At 59.8% G+C, this 12218-nt stretch carries 16 protein-coding genes; 4 read left to right on the forward strand and 12 right to left on the reverse strand.

The features are described from left to right. Positions 1-8 precede the first annotated feature (8 nt). Genes CRO62_RS21330 through CRO62_RS21340 form a run of 3 tightly spaced genes read right to left on the reverse strand, consistent with a single transcriptional unit; the run spans position 9 to position 1886 of the window. Positions 9-572 carry a biotin transporter BioY gene (locus CRO62_RS21330; RefSeq protein WP_035197936.1) on the reverse strand — a complete coding sequence of 188 codons (564 nt, stop codon included), beginning with the start codon at positions 570-572 and terminating at the stop codon, positions 9-11. Positions 573-603: 31 nt separating this feature from the next. Then, positions 604-1209, reverse strand: a complete 606-nt coding sequence (locus CRO62_RS21335; RefSeq protein ID WP_013635601.1) for an energy-coupling factor transporter transmembrane component T family protein — start codon at positions 1207-1209, stop codon at positions 604-606. Then, complete coding sequence (locus CRO62_RS21340; RefSeq protein ID WP_097101713.1) at positions 1206-1886, reverse strand: energy-coupling factor ABC transporter ATP-binding protein; 681 nt, start codon at positions 1884-1886, stop codon at positions 1206-1208. Before CRO62_RS21340 ends, CRO62_RS21335 begins: the two co-directional genes overlap by 4 nt. Before the next feature lie 115 nt (positions 1887-2001). Here CRO62_RS21340 and CRO62_RS21345 point away from each other — a divergent pair, with 115 nt between their 5' ends. Beyond that, complete coding sequence (locus CRO62_RS21345) at positions 2002-3195, forward strand: winged helix-turn-helix domain-containing protein (protein ID WP_097101715.1); 1194 nt, start codon at positions 2002-2004, stop codon at positions 3193-3195. A gap of 168 nt (positions 3196-3363) precedes the next feature. Here the strand turns inward: CRO62_RS21345 and ribB are convergent, their stop codons facing one another. From ribB to CRO62_RS27250, 3 genes are read right to left on the reverse strand one after another with little or no spacing between them, the layout of a single operon-like run. Then, the gene (ribB, locus tag CRO62_RS21350) at positions 3364-4464 is read right to left on the reverse strand and encodes a 3,4-dihydroxy-2-butanone-4-phosphate synthase (RefSeq protein WP_097101717.1); all 1101 of its coding nucleotides are present in this window, start codon (positions 4462-4464) and stop codon (positions 3364-3366) included. 12 nt (positions 4465-4476) lie between these two features. Beyond that, positions 4477-5574 (reverse strand): chorismate synthase, encoded by a 1098-nt coding sequence (aroC, locus tag CRO62_RS21355; protein ID WP_097101719.1) that lies wholly within the window; start codon positions 5572-5574, stop codon positions 4477-4479. A 6-nt stretch (positions 5575-5580) separates the two neighbouring features. Next, positions 5581-5988, reverse strand: coding sequence for a hypothetical protein (locus tag CRO62_RS27250; RefSeq protein ID WP_174001467.1), 408 nt, complete (start codon positions 5986-5988; stop codon positions 5581-5583). Between the two features lie 40 nt (positions 5989-6028). Here CRO62_RS27250 and CRO62_RS21360 point away from each other — a divergent pair, with 40 nt between their 5' ends. Beyond that, positions 6029-6289: a DUF1344 domain-containing protein gene (locus CRO62_RS21360; protein ID WP_003511760.1), complete on the forward strand. Its 261-nt coding sequence runs from the start codon at positions 6029-6031 to the stop codon at positions 6287-6289. Between the two features lie 204 nt (positions 6290-6493). On the opposite strand, the gene CRO62_RS21365 is transcribed toward CRO62_RS21360, so the two are convergent. From CRO62_RS21365 to CRO62_RS21380, 4 genes are all read right to left on the reverse strand, one after another. Next, positions 6494-7087: a histidine phosphatase family protein gene (locus CRO62_RS21365; RefSeq protein WP_097101721.1), complete on the reverse strand. Its 594-nt coding sequence runs from the start codon at positions 7085-7087 to the stop codon at positions 6494-6496. A gap of 31 nt (positions 7088-7118) precedes the next feature. Then, complete coding sequence (gene fabI, locus CRO62_RS21370; protein WP_003511762.1) at positions 7119-7937, reverse strand: enoyl-ACP reductase FabI; 819 nt, start codon at positions 7935-7937, stop codon at positions 7119-7121. A gap of 131 nt (positions 7938-8068) precedes the next feature. Beyond that, a complete protein-coding gene (locus tag CRO62_RS21375) occupies positions 8069-9178 on the reverse strand; it encodes a DnaJ C-terminal domain-containing protein (protein WP_097101723.1) in 1110 nt (369 codons plus the stop codon). 212 nt (positions 9179-9390) lie between these two features. Continuing rightward, positions 9391-9840, reverse strand: coding sequence for an RT0821/Lpp0805 family surface protein (locus CRO62_RS21380; RefSeq protein ID WP_003511767.1), 450 nt, complete (start codon positions 9838-9840; stop codon positions 9391-9393). 56 nt (positions 9841-9896) lie between these two features. Here CRO62_RS21380 and pdxH point away from each other — a divergent pair, with 56 nt between their 5' ends. Then, positions 9897-10517, forward strand: a complete 621-nt coding sequence (gene pdxH, locus CRO62_RS21385; protein WP_003511768.1) for a pyridoxamine 5'-phosphate oxidase — start codon at positions 9897-9899, stop codon at positions 10515-10517. Positions 10518-10548: 31 nt separating this feature from the next. On the opposite strand, the gene CRO62_RS21390 is transcribed toward pdxH, so the two are convergent. Next, positions 10549-11328: a TSUP family transporter gene (locus tag CRO62_RS21390; RefSeq protein WP_179784590.1), complete on the reverse strand. Its 780-nt coding sequence runs from the start codon at positions 11326-11328 to the stop codon at positions 10549-10551. 150 nt (positions 11329-11478) lie between these two features. Here CRO62_RS21390 and CRO62_RS21395 point away from each other — a divergent pair, with 150 nt between their 5' ends. Then, entirely contained in the window at positions 11479-11784 is a 306-nt protein-coding gene (locus CRO62_RS21395) for a MazG nucleotide pyrophosphohydrolase domain-containing protein (protein WP_097101725.1), read from the forward strand. Between the two features lie 54 nt (positions 11785-11838). On the opposite strand, the gene CRO62_RS21400 is transcribed toward CRO62_RS21395, so the two are convergent. Beyond that, positions 11839-12216, reverse strand: a complete 378-nt coding sequence (locus tag CRO62_RS21400) for a hypothetical protein (protein ID WP_097101727.1) — start codon at positions 12214-12216, stop codon at positions 11839-11841. Positions 12217-12218: the final 2 nt, after the last annotated feature.

Here is a 12218-nt window from a genome sequence, read left to right on the forward strand (position 1 = left end):
TAAGCTGATCAAGCGCGCTGCGGCAAAAGCGGATAACCGACCATCACAGCGCGGCCGGCAAGGGCGGCAAGCACGGCCTTCAACGCATCACCGGGAATGAAAGCGAGCGAACCCATGAACGCCTTTTCAAACCCGAGCCCGACCACCAGCGCCAGATAGGAGATGCCGAAGGCATAAAGCACGACCACGCCGCCGGCGAGGCTGGCGATGAAGAAACCGATACCCTGCGTCAGAGCCGACTGGCCGCGATTAACGAGTTTTTCCGAGAGCGTACCGGTGACGAAAGCGGCAGCAATCCAGCCGATCAGGAAGCCCGTGGTCGGCGTGGTGAAGATGGAAAGGCCGCCGCGTCCGCCTGAGAGGACTGGCAGGCCGATGGCGGCGATGAGGATGGTCAGAAGAACCGCGAGCGTGCCGCGTTTCGCCCCCAGCACGACACCGGCCAGCATGACGCCAAGCGACTGCGCGGTGATGGGCACCGGAATGAAACCAAGCGTGATCGGCGGCAAAAGTCCGAGTGCGATGATGATGGCGGAAAACAGCGAGATCAGCACAAGGTCGCGGGTCGTCATGGCTCGGGAACTCCGGGTGGTTGTTTTGCCGTCAGCTTTGGCCTCTGAAACCGCGCGCGTCAATGGCGTCGGCAATGGCATCCGCATCCTTCAACGTCATAATGACGAGCGGCACGATGATCGTGGCCAGCCGAACGGGGAGGCCGCGCGCGCGGTGCGCATCGCGCACCGCATGGTAACGATTGACGATCTCCGGCACGAACCGCACGACGAGCCCGACCGCAAGGCCAATATCGGCCGCCTTGACCAGCCCCAGCCTTTCCAGTGGGGCGGCAGCAAGCGCGATTTCATCCATGAATTGCGAAATGCTGACGGTGATGGTGACGGCGGTGGCGAGAAGCGCCAGTGCAGTCAGCCGCAAAAGATTGACACTCGCATCGTGTACCGGAAGCAGCAGATAGCTGAAGGCGGCAACGAGGAGAATGGTCAGCATCACCGGGCGTAGCCGCAGGCCAATCTCCCGGAATTGCAGCCGCGTCTCGCGCAGAATGGCGGCGGCCACAACGACGGCGCATCCCAGCAAAAGCAGATCGCGGGTGAGAAACAGCGCAATGCTGAAAACCATCAGCGTCACGAGCTTGAGGCGCGGAGAGACGCGGTAGAGCCAGCCCGTGCCTTCGACATGAAGGGACTTCATCGCGACGCAACCTCCAGATAACGTGCCACCGCCTTTTCGGGGTTGGCGTCTGCGACAAGCTCGCCTTCGTGAAAAACCAGTACGCGATCGAAGCCGGAAAGCAGCGGCAGATCGTGGGTGATGACGACAAGCGACTGCGACAGCGCAGCCATTGTCTTTTCAACGATGGTGCGGTTTTTGAGGTCGAGCTGATTGGTCGGTTCATCGAGAATGAGGATTTGCGGTTCAGTGACCAGCAGGGCGGCCAGCGCCGCCAGCTGCAATTCGCCGCCGGAAAGCTCGTGCGCGCGCCGTTCTTCCAGATGAGCGATACCGAGCCGGGCAAGCACGGCCTTGACCCGCGTTTCTGTCTCCGTCTTGCCGATACCGAGTCGCTTGAGGCCGAAGGCGACATCGTCGCGTATGATCGGCAGGATGATCTGGTTCTGCGGATTCTGGAAGATGAAACCGACTGCCTGCAATACCGCTTTCGCATCTTTGACGGTGTCGAGACCGTTCACCGACACCTTGCCGCGCGTCGGCTTTGTCAGACCATTGATCAGCCGCGCAAAGGTGGTCTTGCCCGAGCCGTTGAGGCCGATGACGCCGATACGCCGTTCAGTCAATGTCAGGGACACGGGCTGTAAAGCCTGCCTGCCCTCGAAGGCGACGCCTGCGGTGTCGAAACGGATTTCCAAGATTGATGCATCCCTCTATCGCTTTCCGGTTCTATATCGTGTCATCAACAGAAGTGAAACAAAGAACAAAAAAAGAACATTGCAATCCTGAAAAAGCCGTCATACCTTCTGCTTTATGACGATCAAGGTTTCAAACGAAGCGGCAAGGCGGATTTTTCTGGCGCGGCAGGGGCTTTGCTCTCCGCCCGGAAAGGCGCTTTCCAAGGATGGCCTGCTGCAGCTTATTACCGATATCGGTTTCGTGCAGGTGGACAGTATCGGCACGGTGGAGCGCGCCCATCACCAGATAATATTCTCCCGAAACCAGACCTACAGGCGCGAACATCTGACAGCACTGCTGGAAAAGGACCGCGCGCTGTTCGAGCACTGGACGCATGATGCCTCCATCGTGCCGACCGAATTTTACCCCTATTGGAAGCACCGCTTCCGCCGCCGCGAGCCGATCATTCAGGAGCGCTGGCGCAAATGGCATGGTGAGGGGTTCGATGCGGCTTTCGCCGAGACGCTGGAGCGCATCGCCGCCACGGGTCCTGTTCTGGCGCGTGAGTTGAAGGAGGAGGGTCATCAGTCCGGCGGCTGGTGGAACTGGCATCCTTCCAAGACCGCACTCGAATATCTGTGGCACACCGGCAAGCTTGCCATATCCGGCCGCGTGAATTTCCAGAAGGTCTATGATCTGGCGGAGCGGGTCATTCCCGGTGAGCACCACGAAAGCGAAGTGGAGCATACGCAATTCGTAGACTGGGCATGCCGGCAGGCGCTCACCCGGCTGGGTTTTGCCACCCATGGCGAAATCGCCGCCTTTTTTGATCTCGTTACCCCGCAGGAGGCGAGGGACTGGGTCAAGAGCCACCGTGACGAACTGTGTGAGGTCTCGCTTCTCGCAAGCGATGGCGGTGCTGCCCGCCCGTCCTATGCCTTTGCGGATTTCAGCGCCGATGTCTCCAACCTGCCGGAACCGTCGTCCCGCGTCCGTGTGCTGAGCCCCTTCGATCCGCTGTTGCGCGACCGCAACCGCACGGAGCGGTTGTTTGGCTTCTATTACCGTATCGAGGTCTTCGTACCCGAGCCGAAACGGCAATATGGCTATTACGTCTTCCCGCTTCTGGAAGGCGACAGGCTGATCGGCCGTATCGACATGAAAGCAGACCGCAAGCGCGGCACGCTGGATGTGCGCCGCCTGTGGCTGGAACCGGGCGTGCGCGCCTCAGCAGGAAGGCTCGAGAAACTCAACGCGGAATTGTCGCGGCTTGCGAAGTTTACGGGGGTTGAGAGTGTGAATTATCTGGACGGGTGGCGGGAGGTGTAATTGCGCCTTGAGCCGGCGACTGTTTCTTCCGTCATGCTCGGGCCCGTCCCGAGCATCTGCAACGGACAATGTATAGGATGCGTTTGCAGATCCTCGGCACAAGACCGAGGATGACGCCGGACGGGCGGAGAGGACGCCAAATCGAAGCGCCCTCGCGACGTCCCTAGATCACCCGATATCCGTTGACGAAATCTTGATTCCGAAGCCTTCCAGCCCGACATAATGGCGCTCGCGGGTGGTCATCAGCTTGATCGAGCTGATGCCGAGGTCTTTGAGAATCTGCGCGCCGAGGCCGATTTCCAGCCATTCATTTTCGCGGGAGCGGGCCTGGGCGTGCGCCTCGTCGGGATCACGCGCCTTGCGCCGTCCGTCCACCTGGCCGACGCCGACAGAACCTTCGCGCAGATAGACGATGACGCCGCGGCCTTCTTCGGCGATCTTCTGCATATAGTGCTGCACCGGCTGGCGGTCGCCGAACACGTCGTCAGCAACGTTTTCAGGGTGCAGGCGGACGGGAATATCGACGCCATCGCGGATATCGCCGAAAATCACCGCCATATGCTGCATCCGGTCCCATGGCAGGGAATAGGTATGCGCCTTGGCCGGCCCGAACGGCGTTTCGATGGTGAAGGAGGATTCCATTTCCACCAGCGTTTCCTTGCGCTGGCGATAGGCGATCAGATCGGCGACCGAAACATGCTTCATGCCGTGTTTTTCGGCGAAATCCAGGACCTGCGGCCCGCGCATCACGGTGCCATCGTCATTGACCAGCTCGCTGATGACGCCGATGGGCGGCAGGCCGGCGAGCCGGCAGAGATCGACGGCCGCTTCGGTATGGCCGGAACGCATCAGCACGCCCCCTTCGCGGGAAATCAGCGGGAAGATATGGCCTGGCCGGGTAAAATCCGACGCGCCGACATTCGGGTTGGCGAGATTGCGCACCGTCAAGGTGCGATCATCCGCGGAAATACCGGTCGTCGTGCCATGCTTGAAATCAACGCTGACGGTGAAGGCGGTCGTGTGGGCGCTGTCGTTTTCCGCCACCATGGCGTTGAGGTTCAGCCTCTTTGCCTCGTCACGCGGCATGGGCGCGCAAACGATGCCGGATGTGTGGCGCACGATCAGCGCCATTTTTTCCGGCGTGCAATGAACCGCCGAAATAATCAGATCGCCTTCGTTTTCACGGTCGTCGTCGTCGGTCACGACAACGATCTCGCCAGCTTCGAAAGCGCGGATAGCGTCGACGACACGTTTCTGATCATAGGCCATTTCGGATTTACCTCACTTCAACCGGCCGGTCTGGCCACGATCTCTCAAATAATGGTCGGCAACGGTGCAGGCCACCATCGCCTCGCCGATCGGCACGGCGCGGATGCCGACGCAGGGGTCGTGGCGGCCCTTGGTACGCACATCCACATTGCGGCCGTCGGTGTCGATGGACTGGCGCTCCGTCAGAATGGAGGAGGTGGGCTTGATGGCGAAGCGGGCGATGACGGGCTCGCCAGTCGCGATGCCGCCCAGAATGCCGCCGGCATGGTTCGACAGGAAAATCGGTTTGCCGTCATTGCCCATGCGCATCTCGTCGGCATTCTCCTCGCCGGAAAGCTCGGCCGAGGCAAATCCCTCGCCAATCTCCACGCCCTTGACGGCGTTGATCGACATCAGGCTGGAGGCAATATCCTGATCGAGCTTGGCGTAGATCGGCGCGCCGATGCCGGCCGGAACACCTTCCGCCACGACTTCGACGACCGCGCCGATCGACGATCCCGCCTTGCGGATGCCGTCAAGATATTCTTCCCACACCGGCACCATCGCCGGATCGGGGCAGAAGAAGGGGTTCTGATCGACCTGGTCCCAATCCCAATTGCCGCGGTTGATCTTGTGTTTGCCGATCTGCACCAGCGCACCGCGCACATTGAGGCTCGGCACCACTTTGCGGGCGATTGCGCCTGCGGCAACACGCGCCGCCGTCTCGCGGGCGGAAGAGCGTCCGCCGCCGCGATAATCGCGAATGCCGTATTTCAGGTCATAGGTGAAGTCGGCATGGCCCGGGCGGAAGCTGCGGGCAATCTCGCCGTAATCCTTGGAACGCTGGTCCGTATTTTCGATCAGCATGGAGATCGGCGTGCCGGTTGTTATCATCGTCTCGCCGTCCTCATCCAGCATCACGCCGGACAGGACTTTGACAATGTCATCTTCGCGGCGCTGGGTGACGAAGCGGCTCTGGCCCGGCTTGCGCTTGTCCATCCAGTGCTGCACCTCGGCAAGCGTGAAGCGGATACCGGGCGGGCAGCCGTCCACCACGCAGCCCAAAGCGGGCCCATGGCTTTCGCCCCAGGTGGTAACGCGAAAAAGATGACCGAAGCTGTTATGCGACATATTTCTCTAGACCGGAAAACGAGGGCGCGCCTGCGGACAGGGGCCGTTTAAAACAAGCGGATTTGTCATAGTAGAAAATCGGACCAAGGCAAAAGCCTTTCTTTCATCGCAAGTCCGATAAGAAGGTGACGCACCGTTCACGACGCCGAGCAGCCCGGAAAACGACGGGCGTGGCCATGGCTGACGACTGGGCCGGATGAATGATTCGGCGGGAACGGCGCAGGGTTTTCCAGATGACAAAAGTGTAAAGGTGCTGGTGTTTTCCACGCTGTTTCGCGGTTTTCCAATATTGCCGGGAAATGCGGTGTAAAAATCACTAACGACTTGAACGCGATCCAAAATCCGTTCATCAATTGGGCCGAAAATGTCATGGTTGCGGGCAATTTCCGCCACATTCGAAAGGCAATTCTTCATGCATGTAAGGTTTTCACGCAAATTCACGAAAGCTAGATCGATGCGTATGATGATTGCCGCCCTTCTGGCCACCGCCAACTTGCTTATGCCTATCAACAGCTACGCCCAGAGCGTCGATGTCGAGGGAACGATCAGCAAGATCGACGTGAATGCGCTGACCATTACCTTGAACGACGGCAAGAATTACCGTGTGCCGGAAGAGTTCAATTTCGAAGGCCTGAAGGCAGGTGTGAAGGTCGTCGTTTTCTACACGGAAGTGGACGGAAAACGCGTGGTCGATGATCTCGAGGTCGTGCAGTAAACTGCGGTTTCGGCTCTGCCTGTTGTCGAGGCGGACCTCTAATCCCGGTCGGGAAGCTCCAGAATTTCCATTATACCGGACTTGATCCGGCATCCAGCCGACGAGCGTCTGCGTGGCGGGATTGGTTTTTTCAGCCTAAAGATTTGGGCTGGCCGGGTTCTGGCTCAAGGCCGGGATGACGGAGGAGGAGGATGATCGGTACCCTCACGAAATCCACTCAGCACTGTTCCTGTCGATCTCGACCTTCAAAATCCGGTCCTGCGGGATCTGCGTCGTAGAGGCTTCATCCTTGTCCATTCCGGAAACCAGGCGGAAGATCGAGCGGATCACGCCGCCGTGGCAGACACATACCGTCGGCACCTCGACGGAGGAAAGCCATGCGCCAATACGCCAGGACAGGATTTCATAGCTTTCGGCATGCTGACCGGGGGGAATGAAGTCCCACTTGTTGGCCTTGCGCGCCTTCACCCGGTCGGGAAATTCTTTTTTCAGTTCCGGCAGGGTCTGGCCTTCCCAGTCGCCGAAGGAAACTTCGACGAGGCGGTCGTCCGTGCGGTAGGTGTGGGGATCGAGCCCCATCGCCCCGCGCATCAGCTCCATGGTCTCGCGCGTGCGCCCGAGCGGGCTTGCCACGTAATCGAAATCACGCGCGGAGTCGCCGAGAATTTGCGCCAGAACCTTGCCGTTGCCGACCGCTTGCGCGCGGCCGAAATCATTGAGCGGAATGTCTTTCTGGCCCTGAAGCCGGCGTATCGCATTCCAGTCCGTTTGTCCGTGCCGGATCACATAGACGAGCAAGGCGATACCCCTGTTTCAAAGTTCGTTCGGCTCAGTCCTTGACCACCGAGATATCCGGCGCGTCAACGGCCTTCATGCCGATGGTGTGATAACCAGAATCCACGTGGTGGATTTCGCCGGTCACAGCCGTCGAGAGGTCGGACAGCAGGTAAAGCGCCGACTTGCCGACTTCTTCGATGGAAACGGTGCGCTTCAGCGGCGCGTTGTATTCGTTCCATTTCAGAATGTAACGGAAATCGCCAATACCGGAAGCCGCAAGCGTCTTGATCGGGCCAGCGGAAACCGCGTTGACGCGGATGCCGCGACTGCCGAGGTCTACCGCGAGATAACGCACGCTGGCCTCAAGTGCAGCCTTGGCCACGCCCATGACGTTGTAGTTCGGCATGACCTTCTCGGCACCGTAATAGGTGAGCGTGATGATCGAGCCGCCATCATTCATGATCGGCTCTGCCCGCTTGGCAACGGCGGCCAGCGAGAAGACGGAAATGTCCATGGTGCGGTTGAAGTTGTCGCGGCTGGTGTCGAGATAACGGCCGGTCAGTTCGTCCTTGTCGGAAAAGGCGATGGCGTGCACGACGAAATCGATCTTGCCCCAATGCTTTTCCAGCCCGGCAAAAACCGCATCGATCGTCTCGAGGTCGGTCACGTCACAGTGGCCGGCCATGAAGGCGCCCAGTTCCTGCGCCAGCGGTTCGACACGCTTCTTCAGCGCGTCGCCCTGCCAGGTGAGCGCGATTTCCGCGCCCGCGTCCGCGCAAGCCTTGGCAATGCCCCAAGCGATTGAACGATTATTGGCGACACCCAAGATGATGCCGCGTTTGCCAGCCATAAGGCCGGATGCCTGAGCCATTGTATGCTCCCTGATACTTTCGATTGATCCTGCCTATGGCATAGGCTGCAATCCTGTTCAAGATTGCCGAGGATCATCTACTGTTAGGGAACGTAACAAAGGGTGCGTTGTCCCGCCTATTCGCAAAACTTTTACAAATAAAGGCCTTCGCGCATGTGGCGCATGAGGTCTGTCACCTTCTCGTCCGGCTTTTCGAGCAGGATGATGCGCAATTCGATGACGAGATCGCCATATCCGCCCTTGCCGTCGGCAAGCCCCTTTTCGGCAAGCCGCAGCACGCGATCGGAGCCGGACCAGGCAGGAATGGTGACGGTTTCCTCGCCAAGCGGCGTCCGGATACTCGTCTCGCAACCCAGAACCGCGTCACTGAGAGAGATTGGCAGCGTCGTATGAATATCGAAGCCGCGAAGGGAAAAGGCATCGTCGCGCGCCGCCAGCAACGTGACGGCCAGATCGCCGCGCGCAATGTTCGGCAGCTTCAGCCCCTGGCCCTTTAGCCGCACCACATGACCGTCCGTCATGCCGGGTTCAAGCTGGAAGCGAACCTCGCGTTCGTCGGCAAGGGATACGGTGATCCATTTGCGCTCCAGAAGTTCGGTGACCGTAACGGTGGCTTCCGCCGTGATGTCAGGTGCCTTTTCCGGCGGTGTCTGCGGGGGGCGGAAGCGGCGCACGAGAGCGCTGAAGAGGTTGGCGGCGAGCGAGGCGGCTGCGGTTTCGCTTGCAGACGTCTGCGTGGTTTCGCCAGCACCGGGCGCATCGCCTTTAACGCCAGTGGCTGCGGCTTTCGCCGCTTCGGCTGCCTGCTGCACCTTGGGATCGTTCTGCGCGTCGGCGCCGAAAATCCGCTCGACGATATCTTCGGCCGTTTCGGGTTTTGCATCGGCTTTCTGGCCGGTCTGCGCCCTGTTGCGGGCATCCGCACGGGCCAGTTCCTCCATCAGCTTCTCAGCGGCCCTGGCGCGCTCGGCGGCCTCGCGTGCCGCCTCCCGCTGCTGCATGATTGTTTCGCCGCGTTGCTTCTTCTCGGCTGCCTTGCGGGCCTGGTCGTAAAGATCGCGCTTTTTGGGGTCTTTCAGAAGATCGTAGGCCTGCCCGATCTCGGCGAATCGCGCCGACGCGTCAGGGTCATCGCGATTGGCGTCCGGATGGACGGTTTTCGCCTTCGTGCGCCAGGCAGCCTTGATGTCTTCGTGACGGGCGTCACGTTTTAAGCCGAGGATAGAATACGGATCGCGCATGCGAAACACCAGTTACGTTGGCTCAGGCACGTGCAGCCGCTCATGGCGCAATCCTGAAACAAACCCCTCCGAAAAGGGATGCCTGCGATCATTCGCATGCATGCCCTCGGTTCAAACAACGTCGACTGTGGCAATAAGTTGCTAAGCAGTTGTTTACGGGGAATGCGCGCCGCCATGCGGCCGGATTTATTCCGCGCGCCAGGGTAAACAGTTTATTTCTGTTCGAAGCGGGTGAGTAACCATTCGCCGGTTTCCGACAGGCAGGCCTGCCCGGCATAACTCGCCACGCCTTCGAAAGAGTGACGCGTCGTCTTGAAATCACGGCAGACGAAACCGCTGGACTTGTCTTCGTGAATGGTGGTGACGACACCGGCGCTGCCGGTTGCGGCATTGGCCCAGGGCAGGGGCTGTTCCGCGAGTTTGGTGAGATCCGCCGATGTCACCGCATTGCGGATGGTCGCGTCGTCGGTCTGCGGGTTATTATTAGGCTGGTTGGGAACAGAGGCGGTGGAAAGCGAGCGATCGACCTTGTCGCCGCCGAACAGGTCAAGGCTGACGCATCCGCTCAGCACCACAAGCATTGACACGATGGCGGAAACTTCCGCTATCGATGAAAGGAGGCCCTTTGTTCGACTGTTCGACTTTGCTATGACGGTCACCATCTTTCGCCAGAGATCATCTCTGGGGTCCAAATCAGCTCGGGAGCATTTTAGTCAATATGTCGGAAACGGGGTTAACATCCAGTGACTTCACTGAAGAAAATGAACCGTTCACGCTTTTTGCCGAATGGCTGAAGGACGCGACGGCCTCCGAAATCAACGATCCGAACGCGGTAGCACTCGCAACCGTCGATGAAAACGGCCTGCCGAATGTGCGCATGGTGCTGCTGAAGGACGTCGACGATCGCGGCTTCGTTTTCTATACGAATTTCGAAAGCCAGAAGGGGCGCGAGATCCTAGGCCAGAAAAAAGCGGCCATGTGTTTCCACTGGAAAAGCCTGCGCCGGCAGGTGCGTCTGCGCGGCGAGGTGGAGATCGTTACCGACGCGGAAGCGGATAGCTATTACGCCTCGCGTCCGCGCGGAAGCCGCATCGGCGCCTGGGCGTCGAAGCAGTCGCGGCCGCTGGAAGGCCGGTTCGCGCTGGAAAAGGCGGTTGCCGAATACACCGCGAAATATGCGATCGGCGATATTCCGCGCCCTTCCTACTGGTCCGGTTTCCGCATTCGTCCGGTCAGCATCGAGTTCTGGCACGACCGCAAGTTCCGCCTGCACGACCGTGTCGAATTCCGCCGCGAGACGCCGGATGAACCGTGGTCCAAGGTCCGCATGTATCCTTGAAAGCTGCAGGAGGCAGGCCGTCCTTGCCTGCCTATTTCAGCAGCGAATCAAATAGCGGCAGGCCGATGACGGCGGAAATGGCGATCAGGCCGTAGCAGATGCGCCTGAACGCCGCCTCGTCGGCAAGCCCGTGCAGCCGCGCACCTGCATAAAGACCCGCCCCGTAAAACGGCAGGGCCAGCAGGAAAAAAACAAAGACGTCAGCGGTGAACAGGCCACCAAAAAAATAGCTGGTGGCGGAGATCACGGTCGAAATCGCGAAATAAAGAATGACATTGGCGCGCACAAAAGCGCCCTTGAGGGCGCCGCCAAGCCAATAGGCGACGATGGGCGGACCGCCCAGTTGCGCCGCACCCGAAAACAGCCCGGCAACAAGCCCGGTGAACAGGGTGAGCGGCGTTTTCGGCCGGCCGCTGTAACGCCAGCCGGAAACGAGAAATAACAGCAGCACGACAACCACGATGGAAATGATCCAGCGCAGGGTGAGCGGATCCCCGCCGGAAAGCAGCAGCGTTCCAAGCGGGACGCCGACAAGCGCACCGGCTGCCATGGTGAAGACTTCACGCCGGTCGGCCATGCGCCAGGCCGGCGGTATCATGCCGAGCGTCAAAACGCCGTCCACCACAAGAAGAACCACCGAGGCGATGCGCGGCCCGACAATGGCGCTTGCCAGCGGAATGAAGATGAGAGCCGCACCAAAGCCGGAAAAGCCGCGGGCAAGTCCGGCGAGAAAGGCGGCGCCCGCAAACATGGTGAGCAGCGTCGGACTATGCGCGGTGATGAGAGCCGAGAAAAAATCGAGGAGAGGCATGGGTGACTGCATGGGTTTCGAATACCTCTTTATCCCGCATGCAGGCACCTGTTGCGGAAATTTCAGCTCATTGACGCACGATCCGCTTTCGAATCGACGCCGCCCGAGAATCGTGATCAGAGTTGTATCTCACGAACAAAGGATGAACAAATGCTTGCTGTCTTGATGCGCCAGTTTGAAGCTGCCTCACAGAAATACGCCGAGGAAAATGGGATCGTCCGCGATCCGGACTGGTATATGCTGAAGCTTCAGGAGGAGGTTGGTGAGGTCACGCAGGCCTGGAACCGGCTGACGGGGCGTGGGCGCAGCAAAGGCAGAAGCGAAGAGGAGATGAAACGGGATCTTGCCGACGAAACCGCCGATCTCCTCGGCCATGTGCTGCTGCTCGCCCATTATAACGGTCTCGACATCGAAGGATCGATAGAGCGCAAGTGGCGTTTTACACCGTCGGCTTGACAGGTTACGGCAAGGTAACCGGCCTTTGCGCGGCCGGATCTGCCACTGCCGCGATCAAGACAGCGAGACGGTAAAGAACAGAATGGCGAGAATGGCGGCCACTGGCGTCATGACCCGCCGCTCCGCACGGCTTCGCGACATTGCATTCAATCCGATGTTCACCGCAAGCGTGCAGGCGATGATCCAGATGCCGGGTTCGACCCAGCCTGCCGGCCAGAGCGTGATGAGGTCTGCCTTTTGCAGCGGAAACGATGCGGCAAGGATATAGACCGCGACAGCCGCCACGCTGGTAAAGCGCTGCGCGACGGACAGGACACTGTGCTCGCCGCCCCAGGCGAAGCGACCGAAGGGCGCACCCGCCGCAAGGACGATCTGAAATGCGCAAAGCGCGAGTATTATTAGCGTCGCGAGCGACACGGCAACAAGCAGCATGA

Source organism: Rhizobium sp. AN6A, assembly GCF_900215635.1.
Lineage (GTDB): Bacteria > Pseudomonadota > Alphaproteobacteria > Rhizobiales > Rhizobiaceae > Agrobacterium > Agrobacterium tumefaciens.